Source organism: Staphylococcus caeli, assembly GCF_051413795.1.
Classification (GTDB): domain Bacteria; phylum Bacillota; class Bacilli; order Staphylococcales; family Staphylococcaceae; genus Staphylococcus; species Staphylococcus caeli_A.
Genome location: NZ_JBOIRQ010000007.1, coordinates 14,912 through 32,915 on the forward strand (window position 1 = coordinate 14,912; position 18,004 = coordinate 32,915).

Consider the following 18,004-nt stretch of genomic DNA (forward strand, 5'->3'; position numbering starts at 1 on the left):
GGTTTGAATTAGATACCTTATACTGTTTCATATTAGATTTATAGGTATCTAGCTTACATGTGGGGGCAGGAAATCGAAATCAAAGTAATCAAGTTGATTTCAGTCCTGTCCCCTTTTATGTACTACTATTTTTCATTTTCAAAAAAATAATCATGCAACACATATTTACCTTACCTACAATTTAAAGTATATTTATATTTAAAGGTATATTAAAAAATTTAATACATAAGGAGATTTGATATGTCTAAAAAAGATAAAACAACTTCTAACTTTCTCAATGAAGCAAAAAATGACGAAGTAGAAGATAAGCAATCAAATGAACAAAACGGTTCGCAAATCGAGCGTGACCGTACATACATTACGCCTGATGAGTTTAAATCAAAAACACCAAAGAAAGACAATCAAGCGTTCTTTGTATCACGAATTAACAAACCAGCAAAATACACGAAAGATTCGAATTTCTTTTCTTATCTTGTGTACAGAATCGGTAAAGATGACGCATCTGGCCTATCTGCACAGTTATCATATTATTTCATGTTATCTTTATTCCCGATGTTACTATTCCTATTATCAATCGTACCAGTTGTTGGAGTCAAACAGTCGACAATTAGAGACTTAATAAAAGAGCATGTTCCACATGACTATGCTCCTCAAGTTTCTAACATTATTGGTGACATTATGGACAATGCAAGTGGCGGTTTACTATCTGTCGGTTTAATTATGGCACTTTGGTCAGCATCAAACGGAATGACTGCGTTAATGAATGCCTTTAACGTTGCTTATGATGTCGAAGATAGCCGCAACTTTGTCGTAGCTAAGTTATACAGTGTGTTATTTACTTTAGCTATGATCGTAGTTATGCCAGTTGCACTTGTCTTACCAACATTTGGACAACAAATTGGTGATTTATTATTTGGTCCAATTGGATTAGGTGATCAAGTAAAATGGGTCTTTGATATAATACGTTTCGTATTACCAGTTATCGTCGTTTTAATCGCTTTCATCGTATTATATACCTTGGCGCCAAACGTTAAGATTAAACTTATGTCTGTTATACCTGGTGCCATTTTCGCGACAATCGTATTCTTAGGTGGTTCATTCTTATTTTCTATTTATATTTCAAATTTTGCCAACTACTCTAAAACTTACGGTAGTATCGCAGGTATCATCATCTTGATGTTATGGTTGTACATTACTGGTTTTATCATTATTATTGGTGCTGAAATCAATGCAATCTTCCATCAACGTAAAGTTGTAACTGGTAAAACGCCAGAAGAACAAACTTTAGATGATATTGAACATAACCGCAATACATCAATCGCTAACAATGAAACTGAAAGCGACAATGATGATAAACAGGATAACGATACATCTATCAATAAGGGTTAAGCCTTAGATTTATAATTACAAAAACCCACGGAACATTTTAGTGTTCTGTGGGCATTTTTTTGCTTATAAAGTTTTACTGGATTAAATTATGCTGAAATGCATAAATAACAGCTTGTGTTCTATCTTGAACTTCCAATTTACTTAATATGTTACTGACATGCGTTTTTACTGTCTTAATCGTAATGTGAGATGCACTCGCAATTTCTTGGTTAGAATAGCCTTTAGCAATCAATAATAGAATTTCCATTTCACGCTCAGTTAACATTTCATATAACTCCGCACGTTGTTTCATTCTATTTCTCATTTTCACTAATACTTCTGCTTCAAATACAGACTCATTATTATATGTTTTACGGATTGCTTCAGCAATATCACTTGCACTTGTTGTTTTTAAAATATAACTATCTACACCAGAATCTAATGCACGATATACTTCTTGATCTTCAATATAACTTGTCAACATAACTACTTTTATATGTGGTAAATCTTTTTTAACTTGTTCTGTCGCTTCAACACCATCCATATCATCCATAAGTAGGTCCATTAAGATTAAATCCGGATTCAGTTGATGTGCTTTTTCGATTGCATCTTTACCTGACTTACCTTCCCCTACTACATCAATATCTGATTGTGTAGATAAATAACTAGAAATTCCTATTCGAACCATTTCGTGATCATCAACAAATAATACTTTAATCGTCATTTGAATCCTCCTTATTTAATGGTGCTTTAACCTCAATTCTTGTGCCTGCATCTGGTAAAGAAACAATATGGAACGTTGCACCTATTTCTAACGCACGTTCGCGCATATTTTTCAGTCCATAACTTTGTTCTACCTTATCATCAACATTAAACCCTTTACCATTATCTTGTATACGTAACAGTAAGTATTCTTCTCTATTAAACAATTCAATCGTCACTTTTGTACCTTTAGAGTGTCGTAACGTATTAGATATTGCTTCTTGAGTAATACGGAATAAATGATCTTCTATACCTTTAGGCACTTTAAACTCTTCTATATCGTGTACTACTTTCATAGGTACTTTTTTCTGTAAATCTACTACTAAGTCTTTAATACCTTCTCCTAAAGATTTATCTTTTAGTCCAATTGGTCTTAAGTGTAATAGTAATGCACGCATCTCTAATTGCGAATCCTGTATCATTTTTTCTAATACAGGGATTTGCTGATCAAGCGGCGCTTTTAACTCAGTTTCTTTTATAGCTGACAACATCATACTTGCCGCAAATAGTTGTTGGCTCACTGAGTCATGCAATTCACGTGCTAAGCGTTGACGTTCGTCTTCAATGATTTTTTTCACTTTAACATCATTAATATTATAAGATTCATTAGTTAGATTTTGTGTCTTCATACGTAATCTATGTACTTCTTGATTTAAAGGAACCAATGTTTGATATAAATCAATCGTTTCATTATATAATTCAATATTCTGATCATTGATACCTACCGTCTGTCCTTCGATAGAACGTTCGATTTGATCTTTTAGCCAATGATTCTGTTGGTTGATTTTATACGCTAATACAGATCCTACTATAATACAAAGCAGAATTACCATTAAATTTATAAATAGTAATACTGGTATCCCAAAAATTTGGGTATAAAACATGCCCTGAAAATACATGACATTTACAAACACTTTATCTATAAAGAAAATTGCAAAGAATGTACTATACACCAATATGAGCATTGAACCTATAGCTCTGAAGTAGTGATTCATTTATAAATCACCTCAACATCACCTAAAAATGATGAAACGTAAATATTGACTGCATAGTTTTCTGCTTTTGTCTCTTCAACCACTTTAATATTATTATTTTCAACTTTATATGATGTTTCATTTACATATGCATTGCCATATAATGTTGTGAAATGCAAATTAATATTGTAATTTAAAGGAACTATGATTTGAACTTTCCCAATAATATGGCGTATCACTAGGGTATTGTTCTCTTTGATATTCGCTGCTTTAGACATGTCAATGTGAATGTCACCAATACCATGTTGTATTTGTAAATCTTCCCATTTATATACATATACTGGCGTACGTTGTTCACCGAACCATTTTTGTTTGATAAATTCTGGTGATTCTACTTCTTCTTCTGTAGCTGTAACTTTTAATGGTTTAAATCTATAAATAATATATCTAACGATAAGTACAAGTAAAAATACAAATAATATAATAATTGTGTATTTATTAGAAAGTAAGGTAAACGCAATGAGCAATGCACCTATCCAAAATGCAAGTAACCCACGCACCTTATGAAAGTATATATAACCCACATAAACTAAAATACATCCTAATAATAACACAAGTAAAAAGCCAATTTTTTCAAAGAAAATATAGTAAAAATTGGCAATAATCATTAATGCTGTAAACACAATAAGCATTTCTGTGGATATATACTTATGAGTCATGTTTCGCCACCTTTCTTCAAGCGACTAAACTGATCCGTTCAATTAAATCACATTCAGTTTCAACATTGGCACGTTCAACTGCTCTTTGTGATAAATCCGTTTCAATTCGCGCATAATCTGCTTCCATTTCATTTAATTGTTGTTTTATACTTTCAATTTCTGAGTGTTCAATCTTTTGTGCACAATAAATGTATGTTTCATCTATCATGTCAATATATTTATTCTCTAATGATAGTGTTAAGCTGTCAATTAAATTGCCAACATAAACTTTTCTTTCAATTAAATAATTAATATACATTTCTATACTTCTTAATTTTTTATCTAAATATTGTCTATATTCTACTAAACTTGTATATACAGAGTTTTTAGTTACTTTTTCTAAATAAGACGTAATATAATTCATAGAATCACCTCATGCTGGATTAGATTCTATTATAAAAAATATCCGGAACCTTTGGTATAGGCTCCGGAACCATCTTATATTAGGACTTTAGACCGAAACACTATCTAATCTATTTTAGTAGTTAATACTGGTCCATCTTTCGTCACAATGACTGTGTGCTCAATTTGTGCGACAAAGCTTTTATCGCTTGTTTCAAATGCCCATTCATTTTTACCTTCTGTGACGAATGTTGCTTTTGTAGAGATAAATGGTTCTACCGCAATGACAGTACCTTCTTTTAATAATGTCTTGTCTTTAGGTTCATAATAATTCATCACGTGGTTAGGTGCTTCATGTAATGATTGACCTACGCCATGACCAGTCAAATTCTTAATAACTGTCAGGTTATTTTTGCGTGCAGTTGCATGCACTGCTTTACCAATTTGGCTTAATTTCGCACCTGGTTTAACACGAGTCATCGCTGCTTCAAATGCTTCTAGTGCAACGTCACAGACTTTTTGTTTCAAAGGATTATCCGCTTCACCTACGACGAATGAAATACCCGTATCTGCGTAATAGCCATCTTTCAGTGCAGATACATCTATATTTACTAAATCTCCTTCACGAATGATTCGCTTACCTGGGATACCGTGAGCGACTTCTTCATTGACGCTGATACATGTTTGGCCAGGAAAGTTTTCATCATGGATGGGTGCAGAAATTGCACCATGTTTCTCAAACAAATCTTTTGCAATATCATCCAATTCTTTAGTTGTTACACCTGGTTTAGTGGCAGCTTGCATTGTATCTCTGATAAGTGCACATATGTAGCCAATCTCTTTTAATGCTGTTAATTCTGCTTCTGTTTTTACAATCATATTATCCCGTTCCTTTTTGAAATTTATATTCTTCCTTATTATAGCAGACTTTTTTTGATATAATAAATTAGAAAATTTTAACACGTATAGTTTAACATGTTGTTAAATGAATAGCATCACTCTACAGCAATTCGTGTGTTAAGCATGCTGATACGTATAACAGGAGTTTTAATATGAAAGACATATGGTACAAACGAATTATTGGTGCGCGTACGATAAAGACCGGTTTAGCGACATTTTTGACGGCATTATTTTGTTTAGCGCTTGATTTAAATCCGATTTTTGCAATTTTAACTGCCATCGTAACGATTGAACCAACTGCCAAAGCTTCTCTAAAGAAAGGCTATAAACGTTTACCCGCTACGATTATTGGTGCGCTATTTTCAGTCGTTTTCACTTTTATATTTGGAGATCAGTCTCCTTTTGCTTACGCATTTAGTGCAACCTTTACGATTATCTTATGTACGAAATTGAATTTACAAGTCGGTACAACTGTTGCCACTTTAACAGCCATGGCAATGATACCCGGAATTCATGAGGCCTACTTTTTCAATTTCTTCTCAAGACTATTAACTACCATCATCGGTCTCGTCACTGCAGGGTTGGTCAACTTTATTATCTTGCCACCCAAATACTATGACCAAGTAGAATCTACTATTAACTTGACCGAATCAAAAATGTATTCCCTATTCGAACTACGTATGCGCCAATTATTACTAGGTAAGTTCACAAAGGGTGCACCATTTCAGCAACTCAATCAATTAAACGATTTAAATCAAAAAGTTGAAACATTACTTTCCTACCAAAAGGATGAACTTAGCTATCATAAACATCATGATTCTGAATGGTATCGTCTTAAATCGCTGACAACACGTGCACATACCAATCGCTTATTTATCACACATTTATCAAACTTAGTGTATTTGCCAAAAGATACTAATATTACCTTCACAAATGAAGAGAAAATGGCAATATTAAGCATTGCCCAAAGTATCAGTTTGATTTATACGACAGGTCATTTCGAACGCAAACAACAGCATGCTTCTCTGCTTAAAATGTCTGTAAAAGGTCTAGATGAATTTGATGATAATCAACTTAAAAGTCATATAATTTATGAAATTTTATTAATTTATCGTATATTGGATCATCGTTTTGCGTAACAATTTTTCTTAAATATAACAAAACGCGTTCTTGTTAGTTTGTGCTATTATGCACTTTAACAAGAACGCGTTTTTTGTAATTATTTTTGTTTTTTAGCAACGCGATCAACAATTACTTGTTTTGCCGCTTCCTCTTCTGTATTGTCGACTTGTTTAGGTTCAAAAACTAAGCCTTTGCGTTCACATGCTTTTTCTAATAAATAATCTGTAATTTCATGGTTTTTAGGTAAAATAGGACCATGCAAGTATGTACCTAACAGATTTTTGTAATGAATACCTTCTTTAGCATCATCATCATTATTACCAAAGCCATGCGTTACTTGACCTAACGTACCAAATGAATGGTACGTACGACCACCATGATTTTCAAAGCCAACGATTGTACCAAACGTTTCACTTTCGATAACAATGTCACCTGTAAGTCGGTCTTTTTGTGATTCTGTGTAGAAATCTAAGATATTTAAACCAGCCAATTCTGTGCCATCAGGTGTAACATATTTACTGCCTAAGAATTGATAGCCACCACAAATAGTCAAACCAGGCATCCCATCTTCAATTGCATCTTTTAAGATGCCCTTAATCTTACTTAGTTCTTTCGTCGCTAATGTTTGTTCTCTATCGCTACCGCCACCAATAAAGAAGATGTCACAATCATCAAGTGTTACACCCTCTGTTTCATTCACATCAACGACTTTCAATTCAATATTACGTAACTTAGCACGTTGTCTTAAAGCAATAATATTGCCAATATCGCTATACAGATTTAATTTATCGGGCATAAAATGATATACAGTTAGTTCATTCATTTTGATTTGACCTCCTCAAATGAGTGGTTAAGTTGTTCTAGCATAGGTGCCAGTGATGTGTAATTGGGAATTGCTACTGTAAAACTTTGTTTATAATCCATTGTTTTAGCAGTCGCTTTATAAATATCTTTTTCTAAAATAACTGGTACCGTCACACCCGCTAATTTTAAACGCAATTGTAATTCTTCTGCTCTTGTACCCGTTACAATGATTGCTTCAATCGTTTGTCTTGTTAATTTTTCAAAATCTGCATCGTATATCCAAGATGTGTCACGGCCATCTGCAGCATTGTCATTCAGACTCATGACATAGACTTTACTTCCCTCTAATTGCTCCCCAACTGATAAACTTGCATTCATGCCGGCTGGATTCTTAGCAAGGTTAATCATTGCCTCTTTATTGTCTTTTTTAAAATACTGCATACGTCCATTATCAGAAGTATACGTTTCAAAACCATGACGAATTGCTTCATCATTCAGCCCTAGTTCTCTTAAAACAGTATATGCTGCAATCGCATTGTAGGTGTTAAAATCACCTGCGATTTTCATATTAAATATCGTTGAACCAACATTTAAATTAATGAATGGTGTTAAGGTAAAGGACGATACTTCATATTTTGTATCTTCACGTTTAAAACCACACTCACAATGATAATGGCCTATTTGATTATAGTGAATATAGTCATAATGTAATAAACGCCCACAGTTTGGACAATAACGGCTTTCATTCATCGTACTTTGTTCAAATTCATGTGCATGTGCTTTCATTCCATAATATGCAACACTATCGCTGGCAATTTTTAATCGACTAACAAATGGATCATCGGCATTTAATAACAATTTAATCCCTTTATTACTAATAGCATTGGCAATATTATTAACCATAATATCTATCTCCCCAAAGCGATCCATCTGATCACGGAAGAAGTTTGTAAATACCATCATTGTAGGTGTCACTTCATTAAGCACTCGTGGTATAGAACCCTCATCTATTTCAATGACTGCAATTTTAGTATTTTTCTCATTTTGTAAAATGAATGCAGATGTTATACCTGCAGCCATATTGGCACCTTCATTATTATGTATGATGTTTATATCATTGGCCTTTAATGTATGACCGATTAAATTAGAAGTTGTTGTCTTCCCATTCGTACCACTTATAAATACAATCTCATCTACTTGAGATGCTAATTTTCTTAATATATTTTTATCCACTCTTCTAGCAACTTGACCTGGCAAGTCTGTGCCTTTTTTACCGGCAACTTTACTCGCTTGTCTTGCCAACTTTGCTAAGCGTGTCGCAGTCCAATGTCTCATTTAGTTCCTCCTCTACTGTATCACTCAAATATTATAACATGATTGTGTTGTATTCCAAACAATTCTCAATTCAAATTATGACTGCCATTTTCAATGAAAAGCCCACATGATTTACTACTGCATATCGTTTTGCTATACTATAAAAAAAATATAGGAGGCTCATTACTTATGTTAAATGAAGAATTATTAAATGCTTTAAATGAACAAATGAATCATGAATTTTTTGCTGCACATGCATATATGGCAATGGCTGCATATTGCGATGACAATTCATACGAAGGCTTTGCGAATTTTTATATCCAACAAGCAAAAGAAGAAAGATTTCACGGTAAAAAAATCTACGATTACATCAATGATCGTGGTGGACATGCATTATTTGCATCAATCCCAGCACCTAAAACAGAATTCAATAGCATTTTAGAAACATTTGAAGATGGTTTAGCACAAGAACAAGACGTAACACGTAGATTCTATAACCTTTCTGATTTAGCAAATCAAGCAAAAGATTACGCAACAATTTCATTTTTAAACTGGTTCTTAGATGAACAAGTTGAAGAAGAAGCAATGTTCGAAACGCACATTGATTATTTAAATCGCATTGGTGATGACAGCAATACACTTTATCTTTATGAAAAAGAATTAGCTGCCCGCTCATTTGACGAAGAAGCATAATTTTCATTTAAATGAATTTATAACTTAAGTTTTGTCTCAAAAAGACGCATACCTAATAATAGATATGCGTCTTATTTTTATACTATTTTATTATATTTGTGCATCGATGTTTTTATTTATTGCATTCAGTTCACGTACTTGACGGGTAGAAATTATTTCTATAAAGTCATAACATATTCATTTTTAGAAAGGACAAAACCCTCATGCACTCAGATACATTTATTGCTTTAGATTTTGAAACTGCAAATGGCCAACGTACAAGTATTTGTTCTGTCGGAATGGTCAAGGTAGTCAACCATCAAATTACAGAATCTTTTTACACATTGGTAAACCCTAAAGACTACTTTTCACAACAAAATATCGCGGTGCATGGTATTCAACCAGAAGATGTAACGGATGCCCCCACTTTCGACAAAGTCTTTCCTTATATGATGCAATTTATAGATGATTTGCCCGTAGTAGCACATAATGCTGCATTTGATATGAATGTGCTTCATGCAAGTATTCAAGCGTCTGGTTTTAATACACCTGATATGACTTATTTTTGTTCACTTCAACTTGCGAGAAGAACTATAAATCATCATCGTTATGGATTGAATTATATGATGCAATATTATAATTTAGATTTTCACGGACATCACGATGCGCTCAATGATGCTAAAGCTTGTGCTATGATTACATATCGCTTACTAAAACACTATGACGACCTAGAAAGTATGCTTCGTGTATATGGTAAGACATTGAAAGATAAAGATTAAAACATTTTATAATCTTATTAATCAGTGTCAACTATCTAGATATAATCGTAAATCGTCATATTTTCATATTTTGCTTTTTCAAGATTACCGACTGTAACACCAACTAGTCGAATTGGTATTTCTGGATCTTTTAATTCTGTATACAAATCATAGGCAATATTATATATATCTGTTTCAGACCTCACAGGATCACGTAAACTCCGCTGCTTCGACAAAGATTCGAATTTAAAGGTCTTAATTTTAACAGTTACTGTTTTTCCAGACTTTTGTATTTTTGCGAGTCTCTCTGCCGTTTTATGGCTCAACTCCCACACCTTTTGTAAAATCGCCTCATCATCATTCATATCCGTCGCAAAAGTACGCTCTGTACCAACTGATTTCCTAATTCTCGTTGATTTAACTGGATTATGATCAATGCCTCTTGCTTTATTATAGAGTCCATGTCCTCTTTTACCAAATAGCCTTATTAAATCTCGTTCGCTTTGATTATATAAGTCTTGTCCTGTATAAATGTCCTGTTCATGCATTTTTTGTTTAGATGCTTTACCTACTCCCGGAAAATCTCCAATATCTAACCCCATTAATATTTCATGAACATTATGATAATCAATAACGGTTATACCATTAGGTTTATTCATACCACTCGCCAACTTAGCTAGAAATTTATTATAAGAAACACCGGCAGATGAAGTAAGCTGCGTCGCTTCATAGATATCTCTGCGTATATATTGTGCAATGCTTGATGCTGATAAGTCCGATCTCACAAGGTGCGTAATGTCTAAATATGCTTCATCGAAAGACAATGGTTCTACAATTTCCGTATAGCTCTTAAATATTTTCATTATTTTATCAGAGGCTGTTCTATATGCTTCAAATCTTGGCGTTACATAATAACCATTAGGACAAAGTTTATGTGCTTGTGCAGTCGGCATGGCAGAGTGTACACCATATTTTCTTGCTTCGTATGATGCTGTAGATACAACCCCTCTACCACTTGCCTTACCACCTACAATGACCGGTTTCCCTTTCAACTTTGGATTATCACGCATTTCTACCTGTGCGAAAAAGTAGTCCATATCAATGTGAATAATTCTTCTTTCTGACATTACGTTCACCTCCTTACAACTTTATTGAATCACTTAATCTTCTATTCTTTAATATCTTACATGGTACTCATTACAATATCTTAAATTTTGCTCAAAAAAAGAGCTAGCACTTAACATGCTTAAAATATTGTTTGAAACGCGCAATCAATCAATATTTTAACATTAAGCAACTAACTCTGATGATGATGTGTCATTTAATTAATCTTATTCTATTTCCGTTCGAAAACCAGGGACAGGCGCTTGAGTATAGTACACAATACCTTCATCCGTATCTTCTATTAACTGTACTTTTTTATTTAATACGCCTGTAAGGAAATACATATCCATCACACAATAGCCAATGTGGAAGCATGCGATAAAGATGATAGATGAATATGCATGATATGAAAATAGTAATAACAAAGCACTTGTAATAATGACTAACGGAGCTAACATAATCGTAATATATTGCCATTTTTTAAAATACACATTGGGCATATGTGTCGTAATCATACCTAGTCTAAATCTATAGATAGGTTTATTACCTTTAGAAAATAATCTAAACATTACGTTATGAATAAATTCATGCAAGAAATATACAAGTGTAAATCCAATAACACCGTAAACAATATTTAATACGATATTTTGCTCGATAACATGCGTCATCGTATACGCCATTTTATAAAATAATAATATACTAATCATCACAACTGCAAATTGAAATAAAATAAATCCCTCAAGTGCTTTCTTACTTGAAAACAAATCAATTTTAAACATTAATCAGCCCTCCACATCATTCAATTCTTACCTAGAGTATACAACGATTTCCACCGCTGTGAAAGAGCTTTTCTGGAAAGTATGTCGCTTGTAATCGAACTTTAACAAACTTTCTCGATTTGCAATATATTGAAATAATTACCCAACAAATTATTAATTAATTTTACAAAAACTATATATTTAACATTTGTTTATCACAACTAAATTATTCTCAATTCATCAACTATAGTCGTTCAAATTGAGCTACTGTTTCTACATGCGTTGTATGCGGAAACATATCTACAGGTGTAATTTGTGTAAGTTTGTATTGTTGAGCTAATATTTGTGCATCACGCTGCTGCGTAGATGGATTGCAAGAGATATAGACGATCTTTTTAGGGTTTAAAGTTAATAGTGTTTCTAAAAATGTTTCGTCACAGCCTTTTCTAGGTGGATCAACCATTACAACATCCGGTTTGATTCCTTCTGCTTTCCATTTTAAGATAACTTCTTCTGCCTTACCACAGACAAAAGTAGTATTTTCAAATTGGTTTATGGTCGCATTTTGTTGTGCATCTGCAATCGCCTCTGGAACTACTTCCACTCCATATACATGTTTCGCTTGAGGTGCCATATATAACCCAATTGTACCAATGCCACAATACGTATCTAGTACTGTTTCTTCGCCCTGTAACTCTGCATAGTCTATCGCACGTTGATATAATTTTTCCGTTTGCACGGAATTAATTTGATAAAATGATTGGTCATTTATTTTAAATGTAACGTCTGATAAAGTATCAATAATTTCATCTTTACCATATAGTGTATATGAATGTTGACCCATAATGACATTGGAATGCGTATCATTCACATTATGTTTAATACTTACAATATCTGGAAAATGTTGTTTCAAACGTTCTGTTAAGATATCACTTTGCTTGAATTTTTTGCCATTAGTTACAAAGATAACCATAAGTTCTCTGGAATGATGACCCGTTCTAATCACAACATGACGCATTAATCCCTGTTTCTTATATTCATTATATACGCTCACATTTAATTCATTAAACCATGCTTTCAAGTTATTAATCACTTCTTGATGCATTTGATCCTGAATCAAACATTCGTCCATATCAATAATATCGTGACTACGTTGACGATAAAATCCTGTAATAACTTTATTTTCACTATTTTTCCCAACTGGAATTTGAGATTTATTTCTATAGTACCAAGGATTATCCATTCCTATCGTGTCATGAATAATCGTATCTTTAAATCCTGCCTTACGTTGAAATAAATTAACTACTTGTGCTTTTTTCATCTCTAGTTGTGCTTGGTAAGTCATGTGTTGTAACTGACAGCCACCACATTTGTCATAATAGACGCATGGCGGTTCAATTCGGTCTTCACTTTTTTCTTTTATATCTATAAGTTTGCCAATTGCAAAGTTCTTCTTTACTTTAATTACTTTAAAATCAATCTTCTCATTAATTAAGGCATTTGGTACAAAAATCGGATAACGATCAAATTTAACTACACCATGACCTTCATGCGTTAAATCTATAACTTTTCCTTCAAGGATTTCATTTTTTTGAATTGCATGCATACTTTCACCCCACATTAAAAGAGGTTAGGATGTTGATGGCTGCCTAACCTCGTCGTTTAATCTATATTTTATTGTTCTACTATTTCGTCATTTTTAACATCGTTCGGTGTGAATACTTCAATGTGCTGTTTTAAATTCAAGAAGTTTCCTGGTAATTTACCACCATACTCACCATCAACATTCAACTGCATATCAGTAAATGATGAAATGCTAATTGCCTTAGCTTTTTTATAATGTACTTTAGGATGTTTCGTATGTTCACCTCTTGATGCCAATGTCATGATATGACCTAATTCTGCAAGATTAGCTTTTTCTACGATAATCAATGTAAAGTAACCATCATCTAATTTCGCGTCAGGAACTAATTTTTCAAATCCTGCCATAGAATTCGTCAATCCTAATAAAAAGAGCATCGCTTCACCTTGAAAGACATTATCATCATATTCAATTCGAATATCGACAGCTTTCATTTGGGGTAACATTTCAAACCCTTTAATGTAATACGCGAATGGCCCAACGATTGACTTTAATTTACTTGGTGTTTCGTAAGAGACCTGTGTTAATTGACCCCCTGCTGCTAAATTTATGAAATAGCGGCTATTCATCTTGCCAATATCTACACGTGTAATATGCCCTTCTATAATCACGTCTATTGCGCTCATAATGTCACTCGGCAAATGTAATGCACGGCCAAAATCATTCACTGTTCCCATAGGAATGATACCTATGCTAGGTCTGTTTGGTTTCTCGGCAATACCATTGATAACTTCGTTTAATGTACCGTCACCACCTGCTGCAATCAATACATCATAATTTTGGTCTAAGCTTCTCACTGCTTCTGTTGTCGCATCGCCAACTTTTTCTGTTGCATATGCACTTGTCTCAAAACCTGCTTTTTCTAATTTTATTAAAACATCTGGTAATGTACGTTTGAATAGTTCTTTTCCTGATGTTGGATTATAAATGATTCTAGCTCTTTTTCTCATAATTTATCCCTCGACTTCATATACTCAATATCTATCTTATATGATTTACAAGGAGGATAAAAGTATTTTAGGCTAGATTCCAAAGAAAATATTAAACAGATATGCAATTAAAAGGTAGCGGAACAGAAATCAAATTTTCTAATAAAGATTTCGTAGTGCCACCCTGGCAAGGGTGACTAATTAGAAAAGAACCTGAGACATCTCTATATGTCCCAAGCTCTACATGGCTTTCTAATTATCTTTTATCTAATTCTTGTTTCAATAATTTGTTAACGAGTTGTGGGTTAGCTTGACCTTTAGATGCTTTCATAATTTGTCCAACTAAGAAGCCCATTGCTTTACCTTTACCGTTTTTATAGTCTTCAATAGATTGTTCATTATTGTCTAAAGCTTCATTCACAAATTTAAGAAGTGTAGCTTCATCAGAAATCTGAACTAAACCTTTTTCTTCCATGATTTGTTTCGCATCCCCACCATTTTCAGCTAATTCTGGGAATACTTTCTTAGCAATTTTACTGCTCATCGTACCGTCTTCAATTAATTTAATCATGCCAGCTAAGTTCTCTGGCGTTAATTTAGTATCTAAAAGTTCAACTTGATTCTTGTTTAGATATTCATTTACGCCACCCATCAACCAGTTAGATGTTAATTTAACATCTGCACCTTCAGCGATGGCACCTTCGAAGAAATCTGACATTTCTTTTGTAAGTGTTAGTACATGCGCATCGTATGCTGGTAGTCCAAATTGATTAACATATTTTTCTTTTCTTTCATCAGGTAATTCTGGAATAGTTTGACGCACACGTTCTTTCCAAGCTTCATCGACATAAAGTGGTACGATATCTGGCTCTGGGAAGTAACGATAATCATCAGATCCTTCTTTAACACGCATAAGCAATGTTTTACCTGTTGATTCGTCAAAGCGACGTGTTTCTTGTAAGATTTCTCCGCCATTTAATAGTTCTTCTTCTTGACGTTTTTCTTCATATTCAAGACCTTTACGTACGAAGCTAAATGAGTTTAAGTTCTTAAGCTCTGCTTTTGTACCAAATTCTTCTTGACCGTATGGACGTAATGAAATATTGGCGTCACAACGTAGTGAACCTTCTTCCATCTTACAATCAGATACACCCGTATATTGGATGATTGAACGTAATTTTTCTAAATAAGCATACGCTTCTTGTGGTGAACGAATATCTGGTTCAGATACAATTTCAATCAAAGGTGTACCTTGTCTGTTTAAATCTACTAAAGAATATCCATCTTTATGTGTAGATTTCCCAGCATCTTCTTCCATGTGTAAACGTGTAATACCAATACGTTTTGTTTCTCCATCAACTTCAATATCAATATAACCATTTTCACCAATAGGTTGATCGAATTGTGAAATTTGATACGCTTTTGGATTATCTGGGTAGAAATAGTTTTTACGGTCAAATTTTGATTCTGTAGCGATATCCATATTCAATGCCATTGAAGCTCTCATTGCCCAATCAACTGCACGTCTATTAACAACTGGTAATACACCAGGATATGCAAGGTCAATTACGTTTGTATTTGAGTTTGCTTTTGCCCCAAAATGCGCTGGCGCTGGAGAGAACATTTTAGAGTCTGTTTTTAGCTCAACATGGACCTCTAGTCCAATAACTGTTTCAAAATGCATGATTTCCACTCCTTATAAGTTTTTATATTCATTATGAAAATTAAATTTTGTTTCATATTGGTATGCGACACGATATAACATTTTTTCATCAAATGGTTTTCCGATAAATTGTAGACCAATTGGACGGCCATTAGCTAGACCACATGGTACTGAAATACCTGGTAATCCTGCTAAGTTAACTGGCGTTGTTAATAAGTCATTCGCATACATAGTAAGTGGATCATCAATTTCTTCACCTATGTTAAATGCAGTTGTAGGTGTAGTTGGACCAACGACAACATCGTAGTTTTCAAAAATACGATCAAAGTCATTTTTAATTAATGTTTTAACTTTTTGAGATTTTTTATAAAATGCGTCATAATAACCTGAACTTAATGCAAATGTACCTAAGAAAATACGACGTTTTACTTCTTCGCCAAAACCTTCACTTCTAGACATTTTGTATAATTCTTCCAATGAATTCGCTTCTGGAGAATGATAACCATATCTAATGCCGTCGAAACGAGATAAGTTTGATGAAGCCTCTGAAGATGCAATAACATAATAAGAAGGAATACCATATTTCGTATTTGGTAATGATACTTCTTCTACAGTTGCACCTAAGCCTCTAAGTGTTTCTACTGCTTCTTTTACAGATGCTTTCACTTCGTCAGATACACCTTCGCCTAAGTATTCAGAAGGCAACGCAATTTTCAATCCTTTGATATCTTTTCCAATATCTGAAGTGTAATCCGCATCTTCAACAGGTGCACTTGTTGAATCATTTTCATCAAGACCTGTAATTGCTTCTAATACTAAAGCATTATCTTTAACGCTACGTGTCATTGGACCGATTTGATCTAATGAAGATGCAAAGGCAACTAAACCAAAACGTGATACACGACCATATGTTGGTTTCATACCTACAATACCGCAATATGCTGCTGGCTGACGAATTGAGCCACCTGTATCTGAACCTAAACTAAATGGCACTAAACCAGCCGCAACTGCAGCTGCTGAACCACCTGATGAGCCACCAGGAACAGCTTTATGGTCAAATGGGTTAACTGTTTTTTTGAAATAAGATGTTTCCGTAGAACCACCCATTGCAAATTCATCCATGTTTAATTTACCAATGAGTACCGCTTGTTCATTATGTAATTTATTCATTACAGTTGATTCATAAATTGGTACAAAACCTTCTAACATCTTACTTGCACACGTTGTTTCAACGCCTTCTGTAATAATGTTATCTTTGATTCCCATTGGAATACCAAATAATTTTCCATCCATTTGGTCTTTCTCTTGTAATGCATCTAATTCTTGTGCTTTTTTAAGCGCATTGTCTTTATCTAATGCAAGAAACGATTTGATTGTTGGATCCGTTTCTTCAATTGCATCATATATATCACTAACTACTTGTGATGGCTTAATTTCTTTTTGTTTGATTAAATTAATCAAGTTTTCTACAGACTCATAACGGATCGTCATCTTAAGCGTCCTCCTCATTCATGATAGCTGGTACTTTAAACTGTCCATCTTCAGTTTCTTTAGCATTTTTTAATGCAAGTTCTTGAGGAATACCCTCGATTGCTTTATCTTCGCGTAATACATTTTGTAAATCTAAAACATGATAAGTTGGTTCAATTTCACTTGTTTCTGCTGTATCTATTTGATTGGCAAAATTTAAAATACTTTCCAATGTATTTTGCATTTCAGTCGTTTCATCTTCAGTAATTTGAAGTCTAGCTAAATTTGCTATATGTTCAACTTCTTCTCGTGTAACTTTAGCCATTAAATAAAAGCCTCCTTTTTACTCATTCATTACAAAATTGTACCAAAATTCTACCGAAAAATCTAAGTTTTTCAATAATATCAACAAATTAGACTGATATTTTAGATGAAAATACTTATTAAATCGATTGTTGTAAATATATCGCTAGCAATTAACCTCTTTGACAAATCACTTTTACTGCATAATAAATCATTTATTTTTATATTTTGTGTAACAATTCACTTAATCATTGTAAGCGCTTAACAATCTGTTGTTAAAAACATTTTAGTTAGTTTTTTAAAAATAATGCTATTCTATTTATAAATTACATTGTATAATCATTCATGTAGTATCTTTTAA

The 18,004-nt window shown here is 33.4% G+C and carries 18 protein-coding genes; 4 read left to right on the forward strand and 14 right to left on the reverse strand.

Translation table 11 applies throughout. From position 1 onward, the window contains the following. Nucleotides 1-240: 240 nt before the first annotated feature. A complete protein-coding gene (locus ACSULM_RS05280) occupies nt 241-1,389 on the forward strand; it encodes a YihY/virulence factor BrkB family protein (RefSeq protein ID WP_436861118.1) in 1,149 nt (382 codons plus the stop codon). 73 nt (nt 1,390-1,462) lie between these two features. Here ACSULM_RS05280 and vraR read toward each other — a convergent pair whose 3' ends face one another. From vraR to map, 5 genes are all read right to left on the reverse strand, one after another. Further along, nucleotides 1,463-2,092, reverse strand: coding sequence for a response regulator transcription factor VraR (gene vraR / locus ACSULM_RS05285; RefSeq protein ID WP_069996116.1), 630 nt, complete (start codon nt 2,090-2,092; stop codon nt 1,463-1,465). After that, nucleotides 2,082-3,125 (reverse strand): sensor histidine kinase VraS, encoded by a 1,044-nt coding sequence (gene vraS / locus ACSULM_RS05290; protein WP_436855684.1) that lies wholly within the window; start codon nt 3,123-3,125, stop codon nt 2,082-2,084. The genes vraR and vraS overlap by 11 nt, the downstream gene beginning before the upstream one ends. After that, on the reverse strand, nt 3,122-3,823 hold the full coding sequence (gene vraT, locus ACSULM_RS05295; protein ID WP_436855685.1) for a cell wall-active antibiotics response protein VraT: 702 nt from the start codon (nt 3,821-3,823) through the stop codon (nt 3,122-3,124). Before vraT ends, vraS begins: the two co-directional genes overlap by 4 nt. Nucleotides 3,824-3,839: 16 nt before the next feature. Beyond that, a complete protein-coding gene (locus tag ACSULM_RS05300; RefSeq protein ID WP_069996113.1) occupies nt 3,840-4,226 on the reverse strand; it encodes a hypothetical protein in 387 nt (128 codons plus the stop codon). 104 nt (nt 4,227-4,330) lie between these two features. Beyond that, a complete protein-coding gene (map, locus tag ACSULM_RS05305) occupies nt 4,331-5,083 on the reverse strand; it encodes a type I methionyl aminopeptidase (protein ID WP_436855688.1) in 753 nt (250 codons plus the stop codon). A 173-nt stretch (nt 5,084-5,256) separates the two neighbouring features. Here map and ACSULM_RS05310 point away from each other — a divergent pair, with 173 nt between their 5' ends. Beyond that, on the forward strand, nt 5,257-6,243 hold the full coding sequence (locus tag ACSULM_RS05310; protein WP_436861120.1) for an FUSC family protein: 987 nt from the start codon (nt 5,257-5,259) through the stop codon (nt 6,241-6,243). Between the two features lie 80 nt (nt 6,244-6,323). Here ACSULM_RS05310 and ACSULM_RS05315 read toward each other — a convergent pair whose 3' ends face one another. Both ACSULM_RS05315 and ACSULM_RS05320 read right to left on the reverse strand, forming a co-directional pair. Then, nucleotides 6,324-7,049, reverse strand: coding sequence for a type 1 glutamine amidotransferase (locus ACSULM_RS05315; RefSeq protein WP_436861122.1), 726 nt, complete (start codon nt 7,047-7,049; stop codon nt 6,324-6,326). Then, on the reverse strand, nt 7,046-8,365 hold the full coding sequence (locus ACSULM_RS05320) for a MurT ligase domain-containing protein (RefSeq protein ID WP_436855691.1): 1,320 nt from the start codon (nt 8,363-8,365) through the stop codon (nt 7,046-7,048). Before ACSULM_RS05320 ends, ACSULM_RS05315 begins: the two co-directional genes overlap by 4 nt. A 168-nt stretch (nt 8,366-8,533) precedes the next feature. Between ACSULM_RS05320 and ACSULM_RS05325 the strand changes: the two genes are divergently transcribed. Together ACSULM_RS05325 and ACSULM_RS05330 are read left to right on the forward strand one after the other, a co-directional pair. Further along, on the forward strand, nt 8,534-9,037 hold the full coding sequence (locus ACSULM_RS05325; RefSeq protein WP_069996108.1) for a ferritin: 504 nt from the start codon (nt 8,534-8,536) through the stop codon (nt 9,035-9,037). 203 nt (nt 9,038-9,240) lie between these two features. Then, nucleotides 9,241-9,795, forward strand: a complete 555-nt coding sequence (locus ACSULM_RS05330) for a 3'-5' exonuclease (protein ID WP_436861124.1) — start codon at nt 9,241-9,243, stop codon at nt 9,793-9,795. Nucleotides 9,796-9,830: 35 nt separating this feature from the next. On the opposite strand, the gene dinB is transcribed toward ACSULM_RS05330, so the two are convergent. The 7 genes from dinB to gatC form a co-directional block, all read right to left on the reverse strand. Beyond that, a complete protein-coding gene (gene dinB, locus ACSULM_RS05335; protein WP_436861126.1) occupies nt 9,831-10,901 on the reverse strand; it encodes a DNA polymerase IV in 1,071 nt (356 codons plus the stop codon). Between the two features lie 204 nt (nt 10,902-11,105). After that, nucleotides 11,106-11,657, reverse strand: a complete 552-nt coding sequence (locus ACSULM_RS05340) for a DUF3267 domain-containing protein (RefSeq protein WP_436861128.1) — start codon at nt 11,655-11,657, stop codon at nt 11,106-11,108. A gap of 223 nt (nt 11,658-11,880) precedes the next feature. Further along, complete coding sequence (gene rlmD, locus ACSULM_RS05345; protein WP_436861129.1) at nt 11,881-13,242, reverse strand: 23S rRNA (uracil(1939)-C(5))-methyltransferase RlmD; 1,362 nt, start codon at nt 13,240-13,242, stop codon at nt 11,881-11,883. A gap of 68 nt (nt 13,243-13,310) precedes the next feature. Continuing rightward, a complete protein-coding gene (locus ACSULM_RS05350) occupies nt 13,311-14,228 on the reverse strand; it encodes a diacylglycerol kinase (RefSeq protein WP_069996103.1) in 918 nt (305 codons plus the stop codon). A 235-nt stretch (nt 14,229-14,463) separates the two neighbouring features. After that, nucleotides 14,464-15,891: an Asp-tRNA(Asn)/Glu-tRNA(Gln) amidotransferase subunit GatB gene (gene gatB, locus ACSULM_RS05355; protein WP_436861131.1), complete on the reverse strand. Its 1,428-nt coding sequence runs from the start codon at nt 15,889-15,891 to the stop codon at nt 14,464-14,466. Between the two features lie 12 nt (nt 15,892-15,903). Then, complete coding sequence (gene gatA / locus ACSULM_RS05360) at nt 15,904-17,361, reverse strand: Asp-tRNA(Asn)/Glu-tRNA(Gln) amidotransferase subunit GatA (RefSeq protein WP_436861133.1); 1,458 nt, start codon at nt 17,359-17,361, stop codon at nt 15,904-15,906. A 1-nt stretch (nt 17,362) separates the two neighbouring features. After that, on the reverse strand, nt 17,363-17,665 hold the full coding sequence (gatC, locus tag ACSULM_RS05365) for an Asp-tRNA(Asn)/Glu-tRNA(Gln) amidotransferase subunit GatC (protein ID WP_436855698.1): 303 nt from the start codon (nt 17,663-17,665) through the stop codon (nt 17,363-17,365). Between the last annotated feature and the right edge of the window lie 339 nt (nt 17,666-18,004).

Bases quoted from the DNA above. Each gene is read 5' to 3' on its own strand.
- ACSULM_RS05280 (WP_436861118.1), top strand. From the start codon at position 241: ATGTCTAAAAAAGATAAAACAACTTCTAACTTTCTCAATGAAGCAAAA.
- vraR (WP_069996116.1), bottom strand. From the start codon at position 2,092: ATGACGATTAAAGTATTATTTGTTGATGATCACGAAATGGTTCGAATA.
- vraS (WP_436855684.1), bottom strand. From the start codon at position 3,125: ATGAATCACTACTTCAGAGCTATAGGTTCAATGCTCATATTGGTGTAT.
- vraT (WP_436855685.1), bottom strand. From the start codon at position 3,823: ATGACTCATAAGTATATATCCACAGAAATGCTTATTGTGTTTACAGCA.
- ACSULM_RS05300 (WP_069996113.1), bottom strand. From the start codon at position 4,226: ATGAATTATATTACGTCTTATTTAGAAAAAGTAACTAAAAACTCTGTA.
- map (WP_436855688.1), bottom strand. From the start codon at position 5,083: ATGATTGTAAAAACAGAAGCAGAATTAACAGCATTAAAAGAGATTGGC.
- ACSULM_RS05310 (WP_436861120.1), top strand. From the start codon at position 5,257: ATGAAAGACATATGGTACAAACGAATTATTGGTGCGCGTACGATAAAG.
- ACSULM_RS05315 (WP_436861122.1), bottom strand. From the start codon at position 7,049: ATGAATGAACTAACTGTATATCATTTTATGCCCGATAAATTAAATCTG.
- ACSULM_RS05320 (WP_436855691.1), bottom strand. From the start codon at position 8,365: ATGAGACATTGGACTGCGACACGCTTAGCAAAGTTGGCAAGACAAGCG.
- ACSULM_RS05325 (WP_069996108.1), top strand. From the start codon at position 8,534: ATGTTAAATGAAGAATTATTAAATGCTTTAAATGAACAAATGAATCAT.
- ACSULM_RS05330 (WP_436861124.1), top strand. From the start codon at position 9,241: ATGCACTCAGATACATTTATTGCTTTAGATTTTGAAACTGCAAATGGC.
- dinB (WP_436861126.1), bottom strand. From the start codon at position 10,901: ATGTCAGAAAGAAGAATTATTCACATTGATATGGACTACTTTTTCGCA.
- ACSULM_RS05340 (WP_436861128.1), bottom strand. From the start codon at position 11,657: ATGTTTAAAATTGATTTGTTTTCAAGTAAGAAAGCACTTGAGGGATTT.
- rlmD (WP_436861129.1), bottom strand. From the start codon at position 13,242: ATGCATGCAATTCAAAAAAATGAAATCCTTGAAGGAAAAGTTATAGAT.
- ACSULM_RS05350 (WP_069996103.1), bottom strand. From the start codon at position 14,228: ATGAGAAAAAGAGCTAGAATCATTTATAATCCAACATCAGGAAAAGAA.
- gatB (WP_436861131.1), bottom strand. From the start codon at position 15,891: ATGCATTTTGAAACAGTTATTGGACTAGAGGTCCATGTTGAGCTAAAA.
- gatA (WP_436861133.1), bottom strand. From the start codon at position 17,361: ATGACGATCCGTTATGAGTCTGTAGAAAACTTGATTAATTTAATCAAA.
- gatC (WP_436855698.1), bottom strand. From the start codon at position 17,665: ATGGCTAAAGTTACACGAGAAGAAGTTGAACATATAGCAAATTTAGCT.